18 protein-coding genes and 1 pseudogene are annotated in these 24,050 nt (G+C 61.6%); 9 read left to right on the top strand and 10 right to left on the bottom strand.

Translation table 11 applies throughout. From position 1 onward, the window contains the following. Positions 1-64: 64 nt before the first annotated feature. From GIB19_RS12815 to GIB19_RS12805, 3 genes and pseudogenes are all read right to left on the bottom strand, one after another. Positions 65-232 (bottom strand): annotated as a pseudogene (locus GIB19_RS12815) (MFS transporter); the annotation flags it as partial. A gap of 85 nt (positions 233-317) precedes the next feature. Next, complete coding sequence (locus tag GIB19_RS12810) at positions 318-482, bottom strand: hypothetical protein (protein ID WP_274886298.1); 165 nt, start codon at positions 480-482, stop codon at positions 318-320. A 174-nt stretch (positions 483-656) separates the two neighbouring features. Then, entirely contained in the window at positions 657-1,832 is a 1,176-nt protein-coding gene (locus GIB19_RS12805; protein ID WP_265967838.1) for an MFS transporter, read from the bottom strand. A gap of 95 nt (positions 1,833-1,927) precedes the next feature. Here GIB19_RS12805 and GIB19_RS12800 point away from each other — a divergent pair, with 95 nt between their 5' ends. The 5 genes from GIB19_RS12800 (at position 1,928) to GIB19_RS12780 (ending at position 7,974) form a co-directional block, all read left to right on the top strand. Further along, positions 1,928-2,857, top strand: a complete 930-nt coding sequence (locus tag GIB19_RS12800; protein WP_265967837.1) for a LysR family transcriptional regulator — start codon at positions 1,928-1,930, stop codon at positions 2,855-2,857. A 124-nt stretch (positions 2,858-2,981) separates the two neighbouring features. Further along, the gene (locus tag GIB19_RS12795; RefSeq protein ID WP_238211205.1) at positions 2,982-3,713 is read left to right on the top strand and encodes an AraC family transcriptional regulator; all 732 of its coding nucleotides are present in this window, start codon (positions 2,982-2,984) and stop codon (positions 3,711-3,713) included. 112 nt (positions 3,714-3,825) lie between these two features. Beyond that, positions 3,826-5,316, top strand: a complete 1,491-nt coding sequence (locus GIB19_RS12790) for an efflux transporter outer membrane subunit (RefSeq protein ID WP_274886296.1) — start codon at positions 3,826-3,828, stop codon at positions 5,314-5,316. Beyond that, entirely contained in the window at positions 5,313-6,470 is a 1,158-nt protein-coding gene (locus GIB19_RS12785) for an HlyD family secretion protein (RefSeq protein ID WP_274886294.1), read from the top strand. Before GIB19_RS12790 ends, GIB19_RS12785 begins: the two co-directional genes overlap by 4 nt. Further along, positions 6,460-7,974, top strand: coding sequence for a DHA2 family efflux MFS transporter permease subunit (locus tag GIB19_RS12780; protein WP_274886293.1), 1,515 nt, complete (start codon positions 6,460-6,462; stop codon positions 7,972-7,974). Before GIB19_RS12785 ends, GIB19_RS12780 begins: the two co-directional genes overlap by 11 nt. 59 nt (positions 7,975-8,033) lie before the next feature. Here GIB19_RS12780 and adhP read toward each other — a convergent pair whose 3' ends face one another. The 5 genes from adhP to GIB19_RS12755 form a co-directional block, all read right to left on the bottom strand. After that, positions 8,034-9,044: an alcohol dehydrogenase AdhP gene (gene adhP / locus GIB19_RS12775; protein ID WP_099428906.1), complete on the bottom strand. Its 1,011-nt coding sequence runs from the start codon at positions 9,042-9,044 to the stop codon at positions 8,034-8,036. Between the two features lie 120 nt (positions 9,045-9,164). Next, entirely contained in the window at positions 9,165-10,364 is a 1,200-nt protein-coding gene (locus GIB19_RS12770) for a type II toxin-antitoxin system HipA family toxin (RefSeq protein WP_274886292.1), read from the bottom strand. Next, on the bottom strand, positions 10,361-10,612 hold the full coding sequence (locus GIB19_RS12765) for a helix-turn-helix transcriptional regulator (protein ID WP_027596172.1): 252 nt from the start codon (positions 10,610-10,612) through the stop codon (positions 10,361-10,363). Before GIB19_RS12765 ends, GIB19_RS12770 begins: the two co-directional genes overlap by 4 nt. A 221-nt stretch (positions 10,613-10,833) precedes the next feature. Next, positions 10,834-11,163, bottom strand: a complete 330-nt coding sequence (locus GIB19_RS12760; RefSeq protein WP_027596171.1) for a hypothetical protein — start codon at positions 11,161-11,163, stop codon at positions 10,834-10,836. Between the two features lie 35 nt (positions 11,164-11,198). After that, a complete protein-coding gene (locus GIB19_RS12755) occupies positions 11,199-12,869 on the bottom strand; it encodes a hypothetical protein (protein ID WP_274886291.1) in 1,671 nt (556 codons plus the stop codon). A 363-nt stretch (positions 12,870-13,232) separates the two neighbouring features. Here GIB19_RS12755 and GIB19_RS12750 point away from each other — a divergent pair, with 363 nt between their 5' ends. The 3 genes from GIB19_RS12750 to GIB19_RS12740 all read left to right on the top strand — a co-directional run bounded on the left by GIB19_RS12750 (position 13,233) and on the right by GIB19_RS12740 (position 15,035). Continuing rightward, positions 13,233-14,228, top strand: coding sequence for a 5'-nucleotidase (locus GIB19_RS12750; RefSeq protein WP_274886290.1), 996 nt, complete (start codon positions 13,233-13,235; stop codon positions 14,226-14,228). A gap of 64 nt (positions 14,229-14,292) precedes the next feature. Then, positions 14,293-14,553, top strand: coding sequence for a Pathogenicity locus (locus GIB19_RS12745; protein ID WP_099428902.1), 261 nt, complete (start codon positions 14,293-14,295; stop codon positions 14,551-14,553). After that, positions 14,550-15,035 carry a GNAT family N-acetyltransferase gene (locus tag GIB19_RS12740; protein ID WP_274886289.1) on the top strand — a complete coding sequence of 162 codons (486 nt, stop codon included), beginning with the start codon at positions 14,550-14,552 and terminating at the stop codon, positions 15,033-15,035. The genes GIB19_RS12745 and GIB19_RS12740 overlap by 4 nt, the downstream gene beginning before the upstream one ends. A gap of 76 nt (positions 15,036-15,111) precedes the next feature. On the opposite strand, the gene GIB19_RS12735 is transcribed toward GIB19_RS12740, so the two are convergent. Continuing rightward, positions 15,112-20,244, bottom strand: a complete 5,133-nt coding sequence (locus GIB19_RS12735) for a RecQ family ATP-dependent DNA helicase (protein WP_274886288.1) — start codon at positions 20,242-20,244, stop codon at positions 15,112-15,114. 14 nt (positions 20,245-20,258) lie between these two features. Further along, on the bottom strand, positions 20,259-22,937 hold the full coding sequence (locus GIB19_RS12730; protein ID WP_274886287.1) for an AAA domain-containing protein: 2,679 nt from the start codon (positions 22,935-22,937) through the stop codon (positions 20,259-20,261). A gap of 15 nt (positions 22,938-22,952) precedes the next feature. Between GIB19_RS12730 and GIB19_RS12725 the strand changes: the two genes are divergently transcribed. Then, positions 22,953-23,696 carry a hypothetical protein gene (locus GIB19_RS12725; RefSeq protein WP_274886286.1) on the top strand — a complete coding sequence of 248 codons (744 nt, stop codon included), beginning with the start codon at positions 22,953-22,955 and terminating at the stop codon, positions 23,694-23,696. The last annotated feature ends 354 nt before the right edge of the window (positions 23,697-24,050 follow it).

Below are 24,050 nucleotides of genomic sequence, written 5' to 3'. Positions count from 1 at the left end.
CCCGCAGCGAAGATCCACGGTGTTGCCACCGGCCTCTTCGCGGCACAAGGCTGCTCCTACACCCTTACAGCGTGGCCAGCGGTGAGGCCTGGACGGCCCGCGAGCGCCAGGCAAACAGCAACACCATCACCAGGCCCAACCCCGCCATCAACGCACCCGCCAGGGCCGCGCCACCCAGTGCGGCACCGATCGCATTGCCTAGATTGGGCGCCTCCTTGGCGGCCTCCATCACTGGCAGCGCCCCACACCAGCGGCAACGCCTTGCCCGCACACCTTGCGTAATACCAAGGCCAGGCGCGATTGAGGTAGGAGCAGCCTTACAGCGTGGCCAGCGGTGAGGACTGGACGGCACGCGAGCGCCAGGCAAACAGCAACACCATCACCAGGCCCAACCCCGCCATCAACGCACCCGCCAGGGCCGCGCCACCCAGTGCGGCACCGATCGCATTGCCTAGATTGGGCGCCTCCTTGGCGGCCTCCATCACTGGCAGCGCCCCACACCAGCGGCAACGCCTTGCCCGCACACCTTGCGTAATACCAAGGCCAGGCGCGATTGAGGTAGGAGCAGCCTTGTGCTGCGAAGAGGCCCGTACCCGCAGCGAAGATCCACGGTGTTGCCACCGGCCTCTTCGCAGCGCAAGGCTGCTCCTACACCCTTACAGCGTGGCCAGCGGTGAGGACTGGACGGCACGCGAGCGCCAGGCAAACAGCAACACCATCACCAGGCCCAACCCCGCCATCAACGCACCCGCCAGGGAAATCGCCGGGTAACCCAGCCCTGCATTGATCACCGCGCCACCCAGCGCGGCACCGATCGCATTACCCAGGTTGAACGCCCCGATATTCACCGCAGACGCCAGGTTGGGCGCCTCCTTGGCGGCCTCCATCACGCGCATCTGCAGCGGCGGTACCAGGGCAAAACTGGCAGCGCCCCACACCAGCACCGCCAGTGCGGTAGGCAGTGCCCAGGGCATCAACAGCGGGAACACCAGCAACACGGCAATCAGCACCGCCAACGAGACGATCAGCGTGCGGTCAACCGAACGGTCCGCCGCCTTGCCACCCCACACGTTGCCCAGCGTCAGGCCAATACCGAACAACACCAGCATGGCGGTGATGAACGGTGTGGAGGCCTGGGCTTCACTGTGCAGGATTGGCGCAATGTAGGTAAAGACGGTAAACATCGCACTGGAACCCACCACAGTCAGAGCCAACGCCGCCAGTACTGGGCCACGGCCTAGCACGCGGATCTCGGCCATCACCCCGTCGCTTTTCGGCAGCGGCACATTAGGCAGTGCGTACCACAGCGTCGTCATCGCAATCAGCCCCAGGCCCGCAATGCCCCAGAAGGCCGTACGCCACCCCAGCAATTCGCCAAACCAGGTGGCCAGCGGCACACCGCCGATGGTCGCCAGTGTCAGCCCCATGAACATGGCCGCCACGGCCCCTGCCCGTTTTTCAGGCGGCACCACGCTGGCCGCGACGATCGAGCCAATGCCAAAGAACGCGCCATGGTTGAGCGAGGTCACCACGCGGGCAACCATCAGGCTGGCGTAGTCAGTCGCCAGGGCCGACATCAGGTTACCCAGGGTGAAAATGGCCATCAGCCCGATCAGCAGGTAACGCCGTGGCACCCTGCCGGTGGCCAAGGTCATCAGCGGGGCGCCGATCAGCACGCCGAGGGCGTAGGCACTGACCAGCAGCCCGGCTGCGGGGATCGACACGCCAAGGTCGGTGGCAATACTGGGCAACATGCCCATGGGGGCGAACTCGGTGACGCCGATGCCAAAGGCACCGATGGCGAGTGCGACGAGGGGTGGATTGATGCGCATGAAACGGCTCCTTATCTGTGCCTGAAATGCTACGATCCGTTTCATGCGGGCACTAGTCTGCATTTTTGCCAACCACCTTTGCGCACGAGGCACAAATGGACTTCACCGGAAGGTCTGGAGAGATGGAGATTTTTGCCAAGGTGGCGCAAGAAGGCAGCTTGTCTGCGGCGGCACGGGCGCTGGGGCTGACGCCGTCGGCTGTCAGCCGGATCATCGCCCGTACCGAGCAGCGCCTGGGCACTCGCCTGCTGTTGCGCACCACCCGCGCCATTACGCTGACCCCAGAGGGCGACGCCTACTTGCGCGGTGCACGGCGCATCCTGGCCGACCTGGATGAGGTCGAGGATGCCATCACCGACCAAGGTGTACCGCGGGGCCGGCTGCGGGTCAGTGCCGCACTGGGCCATGCGCGGCTGACGGTGGTGCCTTTGCTGGCGCAGTTCAGCGCCTTGTACCCGCAAGTGCTGGTCGACCTTACCTTAAGCGACGAAGTGGTCGACATCGCCGGCGGCCAGGCCGATGTCGCGCTGCGTTTCGGCCACCTGCCGGACAGCTCGCTGAGCGCCCGCTACATTGGCGACACCGGTCAAGTGATCGTCGCCTCGCCCGACTACCTGCAACGCTGCGGTACCCCGGTGGAACCTGAAGACCTGGCCCGCCACAACTGTTTGCGCTTCAACTTCCGCCGCGCTGTAGCCGACTGGCCGTTTCGCCGGGACGGGCAGGCCTTTGCCCTGAAAGTCACCGGTAACCTGGAGTGCAGCAGCGGCGAGGCACTGGCCCAATTCGCCAGGCTGGGGGCCGGCATCGCGCGCATCGGCACCTTCACAGTGGCCGATGACCTCAACAACGGGCAACTGGTGCCCGTGCTGGAAGCCTACAACCCCGGCGACCGCGAGCCGATACACGCCGTATTCGTCGGTGGCCCGGCGATGCCGGCACGGGTGCGGGTGTTCGTGGACTTCCTGGTCCAGCATCACCAGGGCTGGCCAACCCGCCACGAACCGCCACGATTCACACCCTGAGCGCAATTCATGCGCATATTTCTGCGTTGCACGCGAACACTTAGCAACCCCGCCTGAACGCCTTGCGATAGCATTGGATCCAATCGTTACCCCTGCTCGCCACACACGGCCCGAGGAGATTGGCATGCAAGCTTTGGGAATGGACTACCGACACGGCGAAGTGGTTGCCAGCCACTGCCATGCCGAAGATCAACTGATGTATGCCGCCAACGGCGTGATGCGCGTGTGCAGCGATGGCGGCAACTGGGTGATACCGCGCGGGCAGGCGCTGTGGATACCTGCCGGCATGAGCCACGAAGTGCGCATGCAAGGCGAAGTGTCGATGCGCACCTTGCTGCTGGGGTCGCACGTGACTCGCTGCCATGTGATCGCGGTCTCCGGCCTGCTGCGCGAGTTGATCCTGGCGGGGTCACGGATGTTGCAACGCGACGAGCCGCTGGGCGAGCACGCTCGGGCACTGATCCAGCGTGAACTGGAGACGGCCGAGCGCATCGACGCCTATGTGCCGGTACCGCAGCATGCGCGGCTGCGCGCCTGGTGCGAGGGGTTTCTCGAAGACCCGGCCCAGGACCTGACGCTGGAGCAGTGTGGCGCGCAGTTGAACATGAGTGCCCGCACCCTGGCGCGGTTGTTTCAGCGTGAGGTGGGGATGTCGTATGGCGAGTGGCGGGCCCGCACCCGCATGATCCTCAGCCAGCAGTGCCTGGCCGATGGCAAGCCAATCCTGAACGTGGCGCTGGAGCACGGCTACCAAAGCGCCAGCGCATTCGCCGCAATGTTCAAGCGCATCCTTGGCTACAACCCCAGCGCCTGGCAAATCAGCGTGCTGGGCACCGGCACCGCGCCCACGCACTGACCGCCGAGGCTGAGGTTGTCCCAGTTGCGCGCACGGTTGTCCCGCTTGCGGCAGCGGGGCCGCCCTGCCCCTCGATAAGCTGGCTTCACGACCCCTCATACGACTTTGCGTGATGCCAATACGATCCCTTTCCTGCCCTGCCGGGCGCGCCGCCGCCCTCGGCTTGTTCGGCGTGCTGACGGCTTGCACCGGGCACCCCACAAACGCCGTGCCCCCCACTGTATTCCAGGCAACCCCTGCACTGCACCTGCCTGCCGGCGTCAGCGACCAGGCGCTGCCCGCGCGCTGGTGGGCGCTGTACCACGACCCGCAGCTCAATGCCTGGGTGCTGCAAGCCTTGGCGCACAACCAGGACTTGGCGCAGGCCGAAGCCAACGTGCAGGCCATGCTCGCCGGCATTGGCGAGTTCGATGCCCGGCGCTGGCCGTCCACCTCCATTGGCATGGGCGCGAGCTATGGCAAGAGCGCCGATGACCAGACCCTGGCCGAGGCGACCGACAGCCATGCGCCCTCGCAATGGGCCTTCAACCCGGCCATCGAGCTGGCTTACCAGGTCGATGTCTGGGGCCAGGTGCGCGCCGCCATCGAGCGGGCGCGAGTGCAGGCCGAGGCCAGCCGCGATGCCCTGGACCTGGTGCAGCTGCACGTGGTCAGCCAGACCACCCGGGCCTACATTGACCAGTGCGTGTACGGTGCCCGCATCGCCGCGGCCAGGCAGTCCCTGAGCACCCTGGAGCGCAGTGTGCAGCTCAGCGACCGCCAGCGGCAGGCCGGGGTCGCTACGGAGCTCGATAGCGTGCGCCTGCTGGGGTTGCGCGAGCAGGTGCGGGCGCAGCTGCCGATGCTGGAGGCACGTCGGCAGATGGCGCTGTACGAACTGAGCATGCTCAGTGGCCAGAACCCGACAACGCTCACGGACGACACTGACACCTGCCAGCGCATCCCGACCCTCGCCGCGCCGTTGCCCGCTGGCGACGCCTGGCGCCTGCTCGAACGCCGGCCCGACGTGCGCAAGGCCGAGCGCGAACTGCAGGCTGCCGCCCTGGAAGTCGATATCGTCAAGGCCGACCTGTATCCGAAAGTCAGCTTCGGTGCCTCGCTGACCTCGTCGGACCACCACCTTGCCAACCTGGGTGACAGCCGCGCGGTGATGTTTGCCATCGGGCCGTTGATCAGCTGGGAATTCCCCAATATCAAAGCCAACCGGGCACGGGTGAACAAGGCCCAGGCCTTGCAAAACGCGCAGGTCGCCCATTACCGCGGGGTAGCGCTGGCGGCACTCAAGGATGTGCGCCAGGCGCTGGCGCGCCTTGAGGGTGAGCGCCAACGGGCCTTGGCCCTGGGTGCGGCCCTGGCGCAAGGCGAGCGTGGCTTTGCCCTTGCGCAACGCAACTATCAGGCAGGCACCGTTGATGCATTGGCGTTGCTCGACAGCGAGCGCGACCTGATCCAGGTCAGGGCCAGCCACGTCGTGGCCCAAGGCCGCCTGGCGCGTGCCCAGATCAACCTGTTCCGCGCCCTCGGCGGGCGCTGGCAGTCGTCACCAGCGCCGGCCCCAAGCCAGGTGCACCGCTCCACCCCCGAGACTGGAAGCCAATCATGAATGTTGCCGTTAGCAAGAACCCGCTGCCCGATGACCAGGCCCAGGCAGTTGCCACCGCCCCCAGGCCTACCCGTCGCCGCCTGGCGCTGTACGCCGGTGGTGGCCTGACGGTGCTGGCAGCGCTGGCATTCAGCGGGTACTGGTTGACCACGGGGCGCTACCTGGAAACCACCGATGACGCTTACGTGCGTGCCGACTGGGTGGCCTTGAGCGCGCGCGTGGCCGGTTATGTGGCCAAGGTGGAAGTAGAGGACGACCAGGCCGTCAAAGCCGGCGATGTGCTGGTACGCCTGCAGCACCGCGACTACCGCGCCCGCCTCGACCAGGCCACTGCCGGCGTGGCCGAAGCGCACGCCGCGTTGGCCGCCGCCCAGGCACGCCAGCAAGTGGCCGCCGAACGCATCAACCAGCAGCAGCAGGCCATCGTCCAGGCTGAAGCGGCCGTGCACAGTGCCAGCGCCGAGCGCCAGCGCAGCGAGCTGGACATGCAGCGCTACCGTGGCTTGGTGCGCGATGACGCAGCCACCGTGCAGCGCCTGGAAGCCGCCCACGCCAACGCCGTGCAAGCCGGTGCCGCGCTGCAAGGCGCGCAGGCACATTTGCGTGAACAGCGCTCGCAGCTGGCGATGGCCAAGGCACAGGCGCTGGCGGCCGATGCCGAGATCAAGCAACGGGCAGCAGGCCTGAGCCGTGCCCAGGCCCGGCAGGCGCTGGCCGACCAGGACGCACAGGACACCGTCCTGCGCGCGCCCATCGACGGCGTGGTCGGCCAGCGCCGTGTGCGCGCCGGGCAGTACGTGGTGCCTGGGCAGCCGCTGCTGGCGGTGGTGCCGTTGCAGCAGACCTACGTGGTTGCCAACTACAAGGAAACCCAGCTGGCACACATGCGCCCAGGGCAACCGGTGCAGGTCCGTGTCGACAGCTTTTCCAGCCAGCCTGTGCAAGGCCACGTGGCCAGCTTCTCGCCGGCGTCCGGCAACGTCTTCGCACTGCTGCCATCGGACAACGCCACCGGCAACTTCACCAAGATCGTCCAGCGTTTTCCGGTGCGCATCGTCCTCGACCGGCCGGCAGACGGCCTGCAGATGTTGCCCGGCATGTCGGTGGTGACCACGGTCGACACACGCCCCGTGGAGCCTGCCGATGAGCAATGAGCAACGCGTACCGTTACGCGCCTGGGTGGCCGTGTTCGGCGGCCTGCTCGGCTGCTTCATGGCTGGCATGAACGTGCACGTCACCAGCGCGGCGCTGCCCGAGATCCGCGGCTCGCTGGGCGCGAGCTTCGAGGAAGGCTCGTGGATTTCCACCGCCTACCTGGTGGCGGAAATCGTCATGATTCCGCTGACGGCCTGGCTGGTCGAAGTGTTTTCCATGCGCCGGGTGATGTGGACGGGTTCGTTCATCTTCCTGCTGGCGTCGATCGCCTGCTCGTGGGCCCCCAACCTTGAGGCGATGATCACCCTCAGGGTGATTCAGGGCGCTGCCGGCGCCGTGCTGATTCCCCTCTCCTTCCAGCTGATCATCACCGAACTGCCCGCCAGCAAGATGGCCATGGGCATGGCCCTGTTCAGCCTGGCCAACAGCGTGGCCCAGGCGGCCGGACCTTCCATTGGCGGCTGGTTGACCGATGTCTATTCGTGGCGCTGGATCTTCTACCTGCAGCTGTTCCCCGGTATCGCCTTGCTGCTCGCCATCGCCTGGTCGATCGAGGCCAAACCCCTGCAACTGACCCTGTTGCGCCGTGGCGACTGGCTGGGCATCACGGCCATGGTCGTTGGCCTGGGCGGGCTGCAGATCGTGCTGGAAGAAGGCGGCCGGCTGGACTGGTTCGGTTCGACATTCATCGTCGGCATGTCAATCATCGCCGGCCTGGCGCTGGCGGTGTTCGTCTACACGCAGCTGTACGGCCAACGCGCGTTCATCAACTTGCGCTTGCTGGGGCGGTACAACTTCGGGGTGGCCAGCGTTGCCATGTTCATCTTTGGCGGGGCTACCTTTGGCCTGGTGTTCCTGGTGCCCAACTACCTCTCCCAACTGCAGGGTTACAGCGCCCGCGACGTGGGGGTGGCGCTGATCGCCTATGGCGTGGTGCAACTGCTGCTGGCGCCATTGATGCCACGGCTGATGGCCTGGACCAGCGCCAAGTTCATGGTGGCCAGCGGTTTTCTGATCATGGCCGCCGGCTGCTGGCTGGGTGCGAGCCTGACAGCCGACAGCGCCGACAACGTCATCATCCCATCCACGGTGGTACGCGGCATTGGCCAGCCGTTCATCATGGTGGCGCTGTCGGTACTGGCGGTGGCGGGGTTGGAAAAGCGAGAAGCGGGCTCCGCTTCGGCGGTGTTTTCCATGCTGCGCAACCTCGGGGGCGCCATCGGCACTGCGGCGCTGACGCAGATCGTGGCCACGCGCGAGCGTTACCACAGCGAGCGCATTCACGAGCATGTCACGGTGTTCGCGCCCAGCGTTCAGGAGCGTATAAGCCAAACTGTGCAGAGCTGGCTGCCGGCCCAGCAGCAGGCGCTGGAGGGGGTGGCGGCGACCATTCGGCGCGAGGCCTACCTGATGGCTTACAGCGATGCGTTCTACCTGGCGTGCCTGGCGCTGATAGGCTGCGCGGTGGCGGCGTTAGTGTTGCGGACCCAGCGACCGGCTTGACCCCCCCCTGAAAACGGCCCGCACACGCGGGCCGGCTTCACCTGGGCAGGCAGCAGCCTTCAATCGGCGAATTGGATCACCATGCGGCCTTTGATCTTGCCCGCTTGCATCTCTTCGAAGATGTCATTGATGTCTTCGATCGGGCGCAGGGTCACCTTCGGCACCACCTTGCCTTGGGCGGCAAACTCGAAGGCTTCGTGCAGGTCTTGGCGGGTGCCGACCAGCGAACCGACAACCTCGATACCGTCGAGTACCAGGCGTGGAATATCCAGGCTCATGGCTTCTGGCGGCAGCCCCACAGCGACGAGGCGACCGCCCGCGCGCAGTGCATCCACTGCAGAGTTGAACGCGCTCTTGGCCACTGCCGTGACCACGGCAGCATGGGCGCCCCCGGTCTTGGCCTGGATGACTTTCGCGGCGTCTTCGTCGCGCGGGTTGACCACCAGGTCGGCGCCCATTTCGCGGGCGAAGGCCAGCTGATCATCGTTGACGTCGATGGCAATGACCCGGGCGTTGAAGACGTTTTTGGCGTACTGCAGGGCGAGGTTGCCCAGGCCGCCAAGGCCGTAGATGGCCAGCCATTGCCCAGGGCGGATATTCGATGATTTCACCGCCTTGTAGGTGGTCACGCCGGCGCAGGTGATGCTGCTGGCGGCCGCTGAATCCAGCCCGTCCGGCACTTTAACCGCATAGTCGGCCACCACGATGCACGCCTCGGCCATGCCACCGTCGACCGTGTAGCCAGAGTTTTTCACCTCACGGCACAGCGTCTCGTTGCCGCTGTTGCAATATTCGCAGTGCCCGCAGCCCTGGAAGAACCACGCCACACTGGCCCGGTCACCCGGCTTGAGCGACGTGACACCCGGCCCCACTTCCACGACCACGCCAATCCCTTCGTGGCCCAGAATCACACCCGTCTTGTCGCCAAAATCGCCATTCTTGACATGCAGGTCGGTATGGCAAACGCCACAGCACTGCATCTTCAGCAACGCTTCACCGTGCGCCAGCGGCCGCAGTGTTTTCTCCACCACGTCCACGCGACGCCCTTTGGCAACGACAGCAGCTTTCATAAACACCTCCGTGTCTGTCTGAGTGAGCTTGAGAGAATGCCCGGATCAGCATAGTGGCGGATGGACGAAGAGGCGTTGCTTCAGGTCAGGTTTTGAAGGGAATCCTGGGGGAGCGGCAGGCTAGCCAAAGGTCCTGATGAACGGCCCTGCAGATTGCCGAATGGCACCCACCACACTGGGAGCCTGCTCGCAGAGTTCAGCAGAACGAGCAAGAACTCGCTCAAGCGCCTGTAACTGCTCCTGGATGATCTCCTTGGGGCGAGCCACATCACAGGTATCAGCGAAGTCCATCAATCCTTGCCGCGAAGCGAACAATGACTTACTGCCGCACAGGTCCAGTGCCAGTACATCTTCAGGGATGTAGGCTGTTGTATTGACGATGTCGTATGCCGGTGCCAGCCGTGCGTCCCGTTGAGACGGATCGGAATACAACAATCCGAAGTTTTTCAAATGCGCATCGCCATTACCGACAATACAAGACAGGCTCACCATGGCAAACAACTGCGCCAGTGAACCTTGCACCTGCTCGGGTGGGCAGAACAGGCGAATGGCCTTGGCAATTGCCGCATAGCTCTTGCTGTATTTCTGCTCGGCGGCAAGCCCCATCAGCGCTGCCATGTCTTCAAAGCCAATGGGGTCGAGTTGCTCATCACGGTCGAAGCGGCGCATGACGAACAGCTTGGTATTATCGGACAGGTAGAACTCGGGTACCGGAATTCCCACATCCTTGGCCACAGACATGCAAAGGAACTCATTGATAGCCAACCCCGGAAACTCGTCGCGCCCGCTTTTAATTATCAGGTCGGAGGTTTTCGAGGTAAAAGGTTGCGGTGTACTGCTCGGCGCTTCTGGTACCAGTACCTTGGGCTGCACCCCTGATATTCCAGCACGCAAGATGTACCGGTCCACCAGACCAGCAAAGATATCGTCAGCGCCATCCCAAGTCAGAATTTCCTCTAGTCGCTCACCAGGAAACTGCTGGCGGCGCAAGAGCGCATCCACCTCAGCTGAACTCACTGCCACGCGCCCGATAGGGGAACTGCTGCCCGAAAGCGCCAACAGCAACATCGGATCGACATTGGCGACCTTTGCCAACCGGTTACGTAATTGTTCCAGAACATAGCCCTCAGGCAAGTTCATTTGGAAAATAGGATGCAGGTCCCGATGACGGTAATCATCCAGGCGTACCGGCATTAAAAGGCTGATCGCAGCATGAGCATCAGCACTTTCGTGGTAGCGAAACACATAGTCGCCAGCGGAATTGAAGATTTTCCCGCTTTCCCCTCCCGGTGTTGCAACCCGCAGCGTGGCCGTCTTCACTCGAATACCCCCTGGATCTCATCTAACGTGGGCATGGCTGCGGTCACCAACGCGAACTCGCAGTCCAAGGCGCCCACCACTCGCACATAGGCAGCCATGCCGACAGATAGGTCGCCCCGCTCGATCGCGATAACCTTCTGCCGAGTAACGCCGGCCAACGTTGCCAGCTTGGCTTGAGTGAAACCAAGGCTGCGGCGGCGCTGCCGAACCTGCTGGCCAAGGCGTACAACGATAAATGAGGGGTCCATGTTCTGTATACGTAACAAATAAGAGTTAATGTAACGTATACATGACCTTGAACAAATGTCAAAGCTGAGGGATATCGCCTTCGTATTTGCAGTGCATAAGAATAGCCTTGTGGTGCGATGCGGCCGGTGAAAACGCACCGAATATTCGCTGCTTTCACAGGCCTCTTCGCAGCACAAGGCTGCTCCTACCCGACGATGGGCCGCAGAGCGGCCCGGTAGGGTCAGTCGACGCGCACGAACACTTGCTTGGCCATGTTGTTGCCACCAATCGACTCAAGACGCTTGCCGCCGTCCAGCACGCGGACGTTGATCAGCGCGACACCGTTGGCATCACGGGCTACAACCACGTCGTCCTTGCGCTCCCACTCGTCGACCTTGATCTTGTTGCCTGCCGCAATGATGTAGTCGCTGGAGAACTCGACCGTCTGCTTGCCTGCGCTGTAGCCCATCACGCTGGTCGTGGCCTCGTAGGTGCCATCCAGCGCGTCGTTGCCGCAGCCAGCCAGTACACAGAACGGCAGTGCTGCCAGCACGTATTTGAAGTGACGCATAGGTAATCCTTGTCTGTAGATCCTGAAAGAAACAATCAACCCTTGGCGGTGCCCACCAGGGAGTCGATCAACATCGCCGAGGCCGTGTCGCCGTTTTCCAGCACCAGCTGGCGAATCGATTTGCCGAACGCCGCCAGCGGCGTGTCGAAGGTGAAGTCGGACTTGCCCTGGTAGCTGGCAGCGAAGCGGATCACGTTCTCGGACCAGCCCACCCGCTGCCCGGCTGCCGCCAGGTTGTAGCTGTTGAAGAAGGCCGCGGCCACCGGCGTGGTGCCATCGACATCGGCTGCATTCAGGTCAGCGCCCGCCGCGACCAGCGCGTCGGCGTAGCTGTGGTTACGCTGGGCCATGCAGGCATGCAGGGCCGTCTCGCCGCCGTAGGCCTTGGCGTTGACGTCGCTGCCCTTGAGCAGTGCCTGGAACAGCGCTTCAGGCTGCTGGCCGGCGCCATGGCGGCGTTGCAGGCTGCCGGCTTTCTGGCAGAACACCGACAGCGCGGTGTCGCCGTAGACGTTGTGCGCCTTCAGGTCTTCCTTGCCCGCCAGGGTGATCATGTGCGCGAAGCTGCACGAGCTGTAGTCGCTGCCCGCCAGGCAGTTCATCAGGCGCGTGTTGCCGTTGATATCCCGCCCCATCGGGTCGGCGCCAACCGAGATCAGGTAGTCGTAGGCGTTATCGGCGACCACGGTGATCAGCGGCTTGTTCTCGTAATGCAGGCGTTGATTGACATAGATGCCGGCGCTTTTCAGCAGGTAGGCGAAAGCGTCGAGGTCCTTGATCTCTTTTGCCCAGTCCGACGTACGCGCCTGGCCCTGGGCGGCGTCCCACAGGCGCATGGCCATGGGCGAGGTGTCTGGCGGGCTGTCGACATCACGTACCTGGGCCGAGCCAGGCTGATAGTTGACCCACACGCCAGCCTGCTTGTCGTCCTTGTAGCTGCCCTTTTCGGACACCGTGCCGGCAGGCCAGCCGCGAATGAAGTACACCTCGTACAGGCCGTTTTTTTTGCCTGCGCTGTACTCGACCTTTGTGGCCGGCACCGACGTGCCATCCGTGAACGACGTCCAGGTCTCACGCACGCCATCGAGCTCGCCAGCCTTGTAGGTAGCGCGGTCCTTCAGTGTGCCCTGGTAGTCATAGTGCTCCACCAGGCCATCGAGCTTGCCGGAGCCATCGCTGGCGAAGGTCTCCAGCAGGGTGAGCTTCTGCTGGCCATCGATCACCTTCCACTCGCGCTGGGTGCCGACACGGATCGCGCGCTTGCGGAAATCAACGGTCGGGATCTCTGTGCTGTCACTGACCTGCAGGCCTGTGGCGCAGTCGTAGTGCTGCTCGCTGCGGCGCCCGCCTTCGAGGGTGATGACGTTGTCCAGGTGCTCGGCGAACTCGCCCTTGCACCAGGTTTTCTTGGGCCCGACAAACGCACCGTCCTGCAACTGGCCTTCTACCAGCAGCTTGCCGTCCTGGTCGAACTCCTTCCATTCGCCGACCACTTTGCCGTCTTCGACCTTGAACGCCTGCAGCACCCGGTCACCCACCTTGTGCACCACGGTGCCGTTCAGCCGCTCGCCCGACTTGCGCTCGAGGTACAGCGCATGCGGCGACCCGACAGTGCCGGTGTAGCTGGTGACTTCGTCGAAGTTGTATTCGGAGTTGCAACCTGCCAAGGCGGAGGCCAGGGCACAGAGAACGAAACGCTTTTTCATGAATATCCTTGTTGAAATGCGTGCAGCCTGTTGCGGGGCATGGCTTCGCCAACGCCCAGCAATGGCCTGGATGCAACGGAGTAAATGCAATGCGCAAAATGGCGGGCAGTGCCGCTGGAGGGCATCGGCTAGAAACGCATCAAGAAACTTGCCTTTCCATGGTTAACCGCTCTGGAATGCGGGTTTCGGCGGGATTACACATAGTAGCCTAACGATGGCAACGCTCATGATCTGTGCCGCGTTTGCCAGCATGCGCCTTCCCTGTGGGCTTGCCCGCGAAGGGGCGCGGAGCGGCCCCAATTAACCATCACCCGCCTGCATACCCGTATACTCGTCACCTGCACCCCTCAAGGAGCACGTTCAATGCCCTACCCCATCGAACACAAGCTGGTCGTTGGCGTGGCCTCCAGTGCACTTTTCGACCTCACCGTGTCTGACGACATCTACAAGGCCGACGGCGTCGAGGCTTACCGCCAGCACCAGGAGCAAAACCTGGATGAACCCTTCCCGAGGGGCGTTGCGTTCCCGTTCATTCGCCGCTTCCTCAGCATCAACCAGGCCTTCCCCGACCAACTCCCCGTGGAAGTGGTGTTGCTCTCGCGCAACTCGCCCGAAACGGGCTTGCGCGTGTTCCGCTCCATCAGCCATTACCAACTGGACATCACCCGCGCCGCCTTCATGTCCGGCCGCTCGCCCCACGAGTACATCCCGGCCTTCAACGCCTCGTTGTTTCTCAGCGCCAACGAAGACGACGTGCAGCGCGCCATCGACGCCAGCTACCCCGCTGGCCTGGTGCTGCCGACGCGCATTTACGACGATGAGATCGACACCGAGCTGCGCGTGGCCTTCGACTTTGACGGCGTGATCGCCGATGACGAAGCGGAAAGCGTGTACAAGCAGAACGACAACCTGGACGACTTCCAGGCCCACGAGCGGGCCCGCAAGGCCATCCCCCACCAGCCCGGTCCACTGGCGGACCTGTACCGCAAGCTCTCCCACATTCGCACGCTCGAAGACCAGAAGCTGGCACAAGACCCGAACTACAAACGCATCTTGCGCATCGCCATCGTGACCGCGCGAAACGCGCCGTCGCACGAGCGAGTGGTGACCACGTTGAAGGATTGGGGTGTGTCGCCGGATGAGTGCTTCTTTCTAGGCGGGATGGAAAAGCCCCGGGTGTTGTCGATTCTCAAACCCCACGTGTTCTTCGATGATCAACGCAGCCACCTGCAATCACCGGCCGGCGACCTGCCGATGGTGCATGTGCCGTTTGGGGTGGCAAACAGAAGTGGGCCGAAGCGATTTTCGAAACAGCCGGTGGAAACACCACAAAGCAACGCACTGGAGAAACTTGATTAGCCCCAGCAGGCCAGCGAGTTGGTAAACTCCAGCGGCAGTATTTGCCGATAACAGGAGTTTACGGATGCCATTTCCACTGACGGAACACACAGCATTGCTGGCCCTCAAGGGCGTAGGGCCAACCGTTGTCGCTCGCCTTGAGCAGATGGGGATTGATTCGCTGGCGATGCTTAGCGAAGCGAATGTCGATGACATTTTGGCCCAGGCATCAGCGGCCGTTGGCTCCACATGCTGGAAAAACAGCCCCCAGGCACGGGCTGCGATCAATGCGGCTATTCAGTTGGCGAAGGAAACCCAGTTGAGTGCATCGGGGGCGCGAGAGTGAGTTGCCCTATTCGCTTGGCGAATGCAGACGATGCCGAGGGCATAAGCCGAGTCGTGATAGCGGCCTTACGCGGGTCGAACGCGGCTGACTATGATGCCGAGACTATCTCGCGCATCGAGGCGTCTTTCAGTGCGGCTGCCATTCTTGTGATGCTGACTCGGCGGTTGGTGTTTGTGGCATTGATTGAGGATGAGGTGATTGCCACGGCCAGTCTTGACGGGGATGTGGTCAGAAGTGTGTTTGTCGAACCCCAGCATCAAGGGCTTGGGGTCGGGAAACAGATGATGGCAGTGATCGAAGATGAAGCGATTGCGCGTGGGCTGAAGGTCTTGCGTGTGCCCTCCTCCATTACGGCGGAAGGGTTTTATGCAGGGTTGGGCTTTTGCAAAGTGCGGGATGCGTTTTATGGGGAGGAGCGGACGGTTGTCATGCAGAAAACGCTTCCAGCCTTTGACCCTTCAGGCGGATCGCGTTTTGTGTGAAATCACCTAGACCTTGCGCTGGAGCTGCCCACTTCAACGACTCCTGTCATTCTAGCAAGTGGGCTAGTCTGCTGGCTCATGGCCTCCCGATGCAGCTCGTGCCACACACCCGCGGTACGACAATCTCCCACCGCTCAGATTTATGCCACGTTCGATACTGCTCCTCAGTATCTTCCAGATACCGAACCAGCACCCCTGCCACCTCGCATCGCTCCACTTCAATGTTCAACACAAACGACTTGGCGGTTCGCCCAACCACACGCCCCAGCCCATCGCGTATCTCATACCGGTCACCCTGCCTCACAAGCTGCAACTCATCCCCCGGTTGCAACCCTCGCAGTGCCTCATGGATGACATCCGTCGACGCAGTGCGCCCGGCAAAACCGATATCGATGTCTCTCAACCCGAGCTGCAAAAATCGCCGCTCCAAAGCCCGGTCATGTTCACCCTTGAACACCAAGGGTGCGACGTTTGCTGTCAGGCTGCCACTGAACGGGTTAGCCGCATTGAACTCACACAACGTCAACGTCTGTTCGGCCCGCGTCATGCCTACGTAATACAGCCGACGTTCATCGTTGAGCCCGTCTGCCTGGGTATTCCAGCCGCCATCAAGCAATACCACATGCCTGAATTCGAGCCCCTTTGCCGAATGCACAGTCCCCAGATACAGGCCATTGCGTGCTTGCTGGCGCATTTCCCGGGCGTAGTCATAAAGCCATTCGACAACCGCGCTGCAGCGAAGCTGGCATTCCCCCAACTCGACGTGTAACTGGGTAAAGGCCTCGTCAAAAAAACTGCGCCAGCCGGCACTGACATTCACCGAAACCTGCGCCCACGCCTCTGCCGCAGTCAGTGTTTTGCCAATATTCCGCAGCTGATCAACCACCGCTACGAAGTCACGCTGCCGTGTGATCGGCAACCCGCTGTCCTTGTCGGCAGCCAGAAAATAGGGAATGCCTGCAAGCTCGCAAAGGGCCTGAACCGGCAGCAAATATTGGTGAGTACGCGCAAGCAGGGCGCAACCGTGCCAGGCGCCCTCCTCCAGCGCCAGAAGACGCTTGAGCTCGTTCATGGCGGCCTGGGCCTGAACATTGCCAACACCACTGTCACCTGGGTCAATGGCCAGGCGTGCAACCCGCCCTGCACGCCCTGGGTCGAGCGATTGCCAGGCGCCACCTGGAGGGTTCGACTGGCGACTGCGATCAATCCGGATCGGGTGGGCAACCTTCAACCGTTCGGGGTTATGGCCTATCAACTGATTGGCTGCCGCGATGATGTGCTGCGTCGAGCGGTAATTTTCGATCAAATAGCTGGTGGTGGCCGAATAATCCTCGCGAAAACGTTCGATATAACGGTTGTTGGTGTCGCGCCACGCATAGATGTTCTGGTCATCGTCACCCACCGCCAAGATGCACAAACGGCCCTCCTCGCTGGACTGCCTGCCGGCCAGTGCACTCACCAAACGGTATTGCAGCGCGTCGATATCCTGATATTCATCCACCAGAATGTAGCGATAGCTACGCAATAGCTGATCTCGCAGGTCATCCTCGCCTTCAGCCATGCCTTTGCCTTCCAGCATCAGTACGGCATTTTCCAGCACCTGCTTGAGCGCCCCTTCATCCACTCCGTCCTTGCGCTCGAAACGGGTGCCAGTCAGGCGCATGGCCATGCTGTGGTAAGTCATTACGCTGACACCGTAAGCATCCGCACCCACCAGCTGTAGAAGCCGCTTGCGAATTTCATTGGCAGCATGCCGATTGAAGGTCAGGGCCACGATCGCATGGGCCGGTACCCGCCGCACGCGCAACAGATAGGCGATGCGGTGCACGATGACCCGCGTCTTACCTGAGCCCGGCCCAGCCAGCACCAGGCGATTGATGTCGTCGTCATCGACCACCACAAGCCGCTGCTGAGTACTCAGGTCTTCGACAATCGAACGCCACGACTCCTCGCTGGTGGCGTGCTTGAGCACCTCTTCGCGGCCAGAGAAATAGCGCTGTAAAAAAGCATCTTTCGAGTCTGTGAAGTAATGCAGTACCAACTCCAGCGCACTTGCCATCGCCTCCAGGGCCACCTGCGCGTACTCACGCATCACATGCACCTGGATGCGTTTTTCGCTGTAATGCTCGTCCAGGCGCAAGTAGTCGTCCTTAAGGTAACTGCCCTTTTTCTCGGCATTCACCTCAATGGTCATTGCCCTGCGCATCACTGTCATACCATGGTTAAGCGTAAGCACTTCTTGCTTGTGCAGGTACAGCAGCACGTGCTCGATGGCCCTCTGGCGCTGGTTGGCCTGCACGGCTTGAGCGAGGACGAGGTCCGAATCGATCAAGCCGGCCAGCTCACCGAAGGTACTCTGCACCATCAGGTCTTTGCCTTTTGAAGCAGGTGCCAGCTTGCTGGTCAGAAACTGCAACAACTTTGTGGCAATGATCCGTCGTTTTTCGCCAAACCGTTCGAGCTGTGCCCAGCTGTATTTACCCTGGATCCTGAGCTTGATGTAGTCATGGTTGACCTGCTTGAGTTCGAAACTGCTGCGTGGCTGGCTGTTGCTCTCGCGGTCGTAGGACAGGCTATGCAGCAGGCGCAACACTTGAAGGGGGATAAGATCTTCCTGCTCCAGCCTTGCGCGCAGGCCCGCAGTCAGTGCAGTGAGGTTCAAGTCTTGCCAGCTGCCATCGTGTGCGTCCGGCGCCAGTTCGCTGAGTAATTCGAACAGGGCCGCCTCCAAGGCCAGGGTCTGTGCCAGACGCTGGCTCGAAGCCCCCACCACGCCATGGCGCAGCAATACGGTCAACTGGGTGTCGTTGACCAGCAACCCCAGCGCTTCCATCTGCCTTAATGTGCTGACGACCTCTTCAGAGGTGAGGCTGGTGAGTGTCATCAAGTTGTCGGTGCTGACCCGCTCGTCGGCCTCGGCGCGGTAAAGGTACTTCAGGATCGCGTCGAACTCTTCATGGCGCCGCTTCGACAGGTTGGCCTTGTGTAAACGCTGGCTGGCTTCCCCTTCGCTCAGGCTCAAACGCGCCGGGAAGATCTGGTTGCTGTTTTCTTCCCGCTTTAGGTATTGCCCGCGCTCCAGCCAGGCAACGGCGGTGACCACTTTGGTTTCAGCATCGATGTCGCCGGCATCGAACGAGGTTTCGACGTCCTCATCCATGAGGATTTCGCCTGCGGTAATCACCAATTCACCGCCCTTGCGCCTGGCGTACTCAAAACGAAGCTTGCGCAAAATTTGCTGGATGTCGCGCAGGCTGAGCCTGGAGCGCTCGCAGAGGCCGAATTGGGTTTCAATGTCTTGCGCATCGTAAAGCAGCACGCAGCGTGCGGCGCCCTGGTCACGCCCGGCCCGGCCAGCCTCTTGCAGGTAGTTTTCAAGCGAGCCTGGGATGTCTGCATGAACAACCAGCCGAATGTCGGCCTTGTCGACCCCCATGCCGAAGGCATTGGTGGCGACAATGATGCGGATACGCCCGGCCTTGAAGTCGTCCTGGATATCCTTCTTGTCATTGGGCTCAAGGCCGGCGTGGAAATGCCGGCAGGACCAACCTTGCTCGATCAGAAAGTCCGAGAGCTTTTCAGCCCCCTTTCGGCTTGAAACGAACACCACCGCCCCACCTTCCTGGCCACCGAGCTCTGCTTCAAGCAAATGGTGGATCCTCGGCCACTTTTCGTCGCGGCTGCAAGGCTGTACTTCAAAACTCAGGTTGGTACGTTCATGGCTGCCCAGAAACTGGGCAAACTCGATGCCCAGGCCATCCCTGAAATGCGCCCGGATATCAGCCAATACATCCGGTTTGGCTGTTGCCGTGAAGCAACCGATTGGTGCAAGTGGTTGGTCGCCCGTGTGCTCACGAATGAAGCGCGATGCATACAGGTAGTCGGGGCGGAAATCATTGCCCCACTTCGATAAGCAGTGCGCCTCGTCGAAAATCCAGGCACCGATCTGTCGCTGCCGAATGGCACGGCGAAACGCCCTGTTGCGAAATTGCTCGGGGGATACCAACAGGATGCCGACATCCCCCATCTGGATTTTCTCCAGCACATCGGCACGTTCAGGCATCGTCAGCATGCCATTGAGCGTGGCGGCGCATTGCACGCTGCGCTCCAACAGCCCGTCCACCTGGTCCTTCATCAGCGACTGCAACGGCGAAATAATGATGGTCAAGCTACCGTTGCGATGAAAGCGGTTCAGCGCGGGCAGCTGGTAACACAGTGACTTGCCGCCGCCTGTCGCCAGAATGGCCAGCACATGCTGCCCCTGCATGCCAGCGAGTACCACGCCATGCTGCAGGCTCTCGCCGGGGCGTTCGTAGCGGAAGTCCGCAAAGCCGAAGTAGCGCTTGAGTTCATGGCGTGGATCGTGGGTGGTGAGGCAGTACTGGCAATCCGCACGGCCACAAGGCACATCGCGCAGCTCACGAATAAGGCGCATCACCCCCGGAAACTGATGCCGCACCCACGGCGCGAGCACCGAGTTGCCGCCCGACACCCGTAGCCACGCCAGTGCGTAGGCCAAAGGCAAGTGCAAATCCCTCTGTTCAAGCTCAGTGCCCAGCAGTTGCTGCAAGCGGGTGTTACACACTTTCAGATCGCGACCTGTCGACGCATCGGTTTCCGTCAACAGGCCTGGAATCAGCTGGCGCAGCTGCGCGATAGACACCGCTTGCCGACCAGTCAGGGAGGCGAAAAAAGTGCCCAGGTCGCTGTCCAGACCTGGGGCCAGCAGCGCTTGATAGCACAGCAACTCGGCCTGGTTGACCTCGTTCAACTGCGCGAATGCATCGCGCTGGTCGCTGAACAAAACCAGCGTTGAACGGCAATCGGCAAGCGGCGAGTTGAGACTGTCGCGGATCAGCTTGTAGTCTTTGACCAGCCGGTGGTACGGGTTCTGCGGAAACGCCAGCGGTGACAGACGCAACGTATCGATTACCGGCAGCGCATGCAGGGCCAGTGCCGGTGCCTGTTGCAGAAGGATGGGCAGGTCGTGCTCGATGATATTGTGCCCCAGCAGGTAGCCAGCACCGTGCGAGAGCGTATCGACCTCAGCCAGTACCTGCGCAAGGTTTTGTTTGACCGCTACATCTATCTGTTTATCCAGGTCAGGCCTTGTGGCGCCGACTTTGATGATGCGATCGGGTTTGTCCCCCTTGGCGGGGACGACTTCCAGGTCGATGACCAGGCTATTGGACTGAAAAGTTGCTGACATTTGGTTTCGGCGCCTCAGGCCCCTCCCCCATATGAAGTCACCCGACTCGCCAAGCTGCTGCGGTTGACCTGGATCTCCTCGCTGACATCCGCGCCCCGATAAACCATCGAGGTCTCGTGGCGTACATACTCACCCTGACGCTGGGCGCTCAGCCAGTTGAAAGAGCCAACACACAGCACCTCCTGATCTGCCATGACCATCTTGCTGTGCACTTTGCTGACCACACGCACAGGAACATTTTGCGCCTGCAGGTAAGCAAGCACAGCCTCGAATTCAACCACTTTCTGTGGCTCGCCTTTGGGTTTTTGACGTGAGGTATCCGTGTTCAAGAGCAAGTCGGTATACACCTCGACCTGCACCCCACGTTGCACAGCAGCATGCATCTGCTGCAATGCTCCGGTTGTCTGCAAGCAGTGTAGCCTGACCCACGGGGTCACGATCTGTACCTGCTGGCGAGCAGTCTTCAGCGTCTGCATCAGAAACCGGTCATGCTCCTCCCACTCATGCAAATGGCTCAACCCGGTAGTTGCCGTTTGCAGGTCAAGCCTGGGCTGGTACTCGAACTGCAGCTCGCTGGCAGGGTCCGCCAGCAGGTACTTCGCTAATAATCCGCGCGGTTTGCTGACCGGCACCTGGCCAAACACATCCATATCGCCGAACACCAGAAAACTGTCCTTGGCCCGCGAAACGGCGACGTTGAGCATGCTATCTCGGCGATCGATAAAACCACCATCGGCATGCTTGGAATACACCGCTGAGAAAATCACCACAGGCCGCTCCGCGCCCTGAAACGAATGCACCGTGCCGACGGTAATTTCGCCCGCCCCTTTACCGGCGTGAATACCCAGCGCGGTGCAGGCGTCGACGATGGCACTGGTTTGCGCACCGAATGGCGTGATCACACCAAGGATCTCAAACAGCGCCTTGCCCTCGTAACGCTGCCTCAACTCGGCTTCATTGGCCTGTATCCAGGCCGCGATCGTCTGCGCTTCAAGCAGGTTGTCGCGGCTACCCTGGCTGTTTTGTTGGCATCTGCCATCGATATGCAGGTAGCCCAGGCCCGGCAAGCCCCCGTCTGGCTTCTGGCCACGCCGTGGCAGCAACTTGCCCTTGTAGCAGAGGGCATTGCAGAAGCTGATGATCGAGTCGTAGCAGCGACGATGCTCGTACAGATACATGCCTCGTGCCAAATCGGGATCGTAGTGATAGCGGCTGGTCGCTTGGGCGATCGCCATGACGCTACCACTCGCCGCGCTGCGCCCGCCCTCACAAAAGGCCTCGTAGTCCTCATCGACCTGGCTGTGTGAAATCAGCCCGGCGTTCGTCAAGTTACCGATATCCACCTTGGCCGGGATCGACCAGATGGGCTCTATCTGCTGTGTGTCACCGATGACAAGCGCCTGCTTGGCGAGGGCGAACGATGGCGCAGCCACCTCTGGCAGCACCTGCCCGGCCTCGTCGACAATCAGCAGGTCGATGAAGTCGATCAGGTAATCGTCGATGTAGTCACCGTCATCGTAGCGCTTGCACGACAGCTCTTTGGGCAGGCGGAAAAACGTCGAGACCACGCAAGGCGTCAGCTTCATCCAGCGACGCCAGCTGTTGACGAGGGTTTTCCTGCCGGTTTTCGTGCGGCTTTTGACAATGGCAGGCAGGTCTTCGCCTACCTCCAACAGCCAGCGCCCTTCCCAGTAGTGTGTGGTCAACCGAAAAATGTCGAAGCGCAACGTCGTATCGGCCCAACCGTCGCAGTCATCGAGCGTGGTTTCAGCTGCAGGCATGCCAATCGCCCCGGCCAGCGGGCCTATCACACCCTGCCAGTGCTGCAGCGAACGCTGTTGCGCCTCAAGCAGTTGCTGTGCAGTTTGTAACCGGGCAGTTAGCTGTTGATGCTGTGCACGCGCTTCATTCTCGGCCGCCACCAGACGGCTTTCGATTTCACTCAAGCTCGAGGCATTGTGCAGCGGGGTATCGGCGCCATCTAGCTGCAGCTTGGCCAGCCGAAGCCGCTTGGCCGCCACGGGGGGGATCCAGCTGAACAGGCTGTAAAACAGCGGCTCGTGGGCCAGGTAATGTCTGAAATTTTTCAGCCGTTTCTGTACGTTTTCCAATGGCTGCACATGGCCAGCCAGCGCCGCCTTTCGTGCTTGGATATCAGCCTGCGGGTCGTCGCCCAACGCTGCCTGGACAGCTTCCCGTGCCAAATTCAGGGCAATCCACGCCTGTTCGATAACAGCAAGTTGCTGCTGACGATCGACGATCTGCTGACGCAGCAGGTCCACCGCACCCTTCACGCTCATCTCTTGAACGCCTGGGAAAGCCAATGCAGCATGCTCCAGATAAGCCTGCTGCGCCCTCTCCAGGTACGCCTCTGATTCCAGTTCGGCGAAAAAGCTTTTGGTCTGGAAGACAGTGGCCATTTCCGCTTCGGCCGAGGCTCTCGGAAAATAAGCACCGAAACTATGAACGTCAGGCAGCCAACGTCCCGCGAAAGGCCCACTACCCTCGGCGAAGTCTTTGCCGAATGCCGCGATGATATTTGTGACTGCCTGGTTGTTAGTGGAGCTGGCAACTATTATCGGTGGCTCGCCGCCCTCCACGGCAGCCTTGGCCCATAGCGATGCAACCACCGACAACACCAGCGTCGTCTTACCCGTACCGGGCGGGCCGTTCACAGCCAGTACCTCGCCCACCTCGCCTGCCAGTAGATGAGCCAAGGCGTCACGCTGGACCGGCGCCAGTGCGTATTCGTCACCCGCATGGCCAAGCCGTGCGGCAAACAGGCTATTGGCAGGCAGGCAGGCTTCGTCCAGGCTTGGGGCGCGCTGGGCGAAGCGCTCGAACAGCGCTACGGCGGGCTTGTGTTGGCGCAGGTAGTCGTACAGGTTGACGATGTTCTGGCTGAAACCGTCGGCTTTGTCTTCTTTGAACAGCAGGCCGTGCTCAGCTCGACTCAGGCCGTCTGCCGTTGGGTCCCAGCCTTTGCCCACCTTGAGCAACATCTTCCAGCAAAAACGCATGAACAGGCGCCATTGCTCGTGGTGCTTCTGCGCATCCAGCACCTGCTCCCCTTCGGGAGGGGAAAAGGCAGGTACCTCCCTGGCGTTCAAGAACTCATCAAGCACCGACTGCGCGCCGATGCAGAACGTGCCCCTGTCGAGCGGTTCGAGAATATCGCGTGGCACGAAGGTCTGGCTGGTTGGATAAAGACGACCATCCCGCGCAACAAGCACAGTGCACATCACCGGCGTGACCGTGGCTGGTATACCCGACCGCGTCTTGCCGTGTTCCAGTTGCGCTTCGAATACCCAAGGCCGAAGGGTGACCTTAACTGTCGCAGTCGAGGCGGGCTCGTTGGTGAACAATGGGTCTGCCAGTTCCACAGGCAGGCAGCCTTTGTTGACGTGCTCCAAAAGGATGGGGGTCAGTGCCTTGGATTTATCGGAATTTAGTGCGCCATTGCCGTTTTCAGCGTCAGCGAGGGAGTTACGCCAGTAGGTGGCGAGTTTTAGGGCGTAGTCGTTCATCGTCCTGATCTGATGCGGACCGTCACTCACTGTAACGGTCGTAAACGAATGGATTGACGCAGGGGGAGCTGGGTGCAGCGGGGCGTCGTTGTTTGGGGATGGTCGTCAGCTGTAGGGCCGCTGTCAATTACTGATTACCGATGCAGCCCTTGCCTTACGCCGCAGTGCCCGCGCCGCAACCAACGGGCGTCACTCAGCACCCGGCGGGATTCCATCCTTGTTCTTGTCCTTAAGCTTGGCCTTTTCCTCTTCCGTGGAATGCGCCGGTACTTGGCTTTG

Source organism: Pseudomonas sp. ITEM 17296 (genome assembly GCF_028895205.1).
GTDB lineage: Bacteria > Pseudomonadota > Gammaproteobacteria > Pseudomonadales > Pseudomonadaceae > Aquipseudomonas > Aquipseudomonas kermanshahensis.
Note: the sequence above shows the minus strand (reverse complement) of the source record. Positions and strands in the feature narration are given on the sequence as shown.

What these genes read in the sequence shown, in the direction of transcription:
- GIB19_RS12810 (WP_274886298.1), bottom strand. Translation starts at nt 482, where the DNA reads ATGGAGGCCGCCAAGGAGGCGCCCAATCTAGGCAATGCGATCGGTGCC.
- GIB19_RS12805 (WP_265967838.1), bottom strand. Translation starts at nt 1,832, where the DNA reads ATGCGCATCAATCCACCCCTCGTCGCACTCGCCATCGGTGCCTTTGGC.
- GIB19_RS12800 (WP_265967837.1), top strand. Translation starts at nt 1,928, where the DNA reads ATGGACTTCACCGGAAGGTCTGGAGAGATGGAGATTTTTGCCAAGGTG.
- GIB19_RS12795 (WP_238211205.1), top strand. Translation starts at nt 2,982, where the DNA reads ATGCAAGCTTTGGGAATGGACTACCGACACGGCGAAGTGGTTGCCAGC.
- GIB19_RS12790 (WP_274886296.1), top strand. Translation starts at nt 3,826, where the DNA reads ATGCCAATACGATCCCTTTCCTGCCCTGCCGGGCGCGCCGCCGCCCTC.
- GIB19_RS12785 (WP_274886294.1), top strand. Translation starts at nt 5,313, where the DNA reads ATGAATGTTGCCGTTAGCAAGAACCCGCTGCCCGATGACCAGGCCCAG.
- GIB19_RS12780 (WP_274886293.1), top strand. Translation starts at nt 6,460, where the DNA reads ATGAGCAATGAGCAACGCGTACCGTTACGCGCCTGGGTGGCCGTGTTC.
- adhP (WP_099428906.1), bottom strand. Translation starts at nt 9,044, where the DNA reads ATGAAAGCTGCTGTCGTTGCCAAAGGGCGTCGCGTGGACGTGGTGGAG.
- GIB19_RS12765 (WP_027596172.1), bottom strand. Translation starts at nt 10,612, where the DNA reads ATGGACCCCTCATTTATCGTTGTACGCCTTGGCCAGCAGGTTCGGCAG.
- GIB19_RS12760 (WP_027596171.1), bottom strand. Translation starts at nt 11,163, where the DNA reads ATGCGTCACTTCAAATACGTGCTGGCAGCACTGCCGTTCTGTGTACTG.
- GIB19_RS12755 (WP_274886291.1), bottom strand. Translation starts at nt 12,869, where the DNA reads ATGAAAAAGCGTTTCGTTCTCTGTGCCCTGGCCTCCGCCTTGGCAGGT.
- GIB19_RS12750 (WP_274886290.1), top strand. Translation starts at nt 13,233, where the DNA reads ATGCCCTACCCCATCGAACACAAGCTGGTCGTTGGCGTGGCCTCCAGT.
- GIB19_RS12745 (WP_099428902.1), top strand. Translation starts at nt 14,293, where the DNA reads ATGCCATTTCCACTGACGGAACACACAGCATTGCTGGCCCTCAAGGGC.
- GIB19_RS12735 (WP_274886288.1), bottom strand. Translation starts at nt 20,244, where the DNA reads ATGTCAGCAACTTTTCAGTCCAATAGCCTGGTCATCGACCTGGAAGTC.
- GIB19_RS12725 (WP_274886286.1), top strand. Translation starts at nt 22,953, where the DNA reads ATGAGCCAAGGCGTCACGCTGGACCGGCGCCAGTGCGTATTCGTCACC.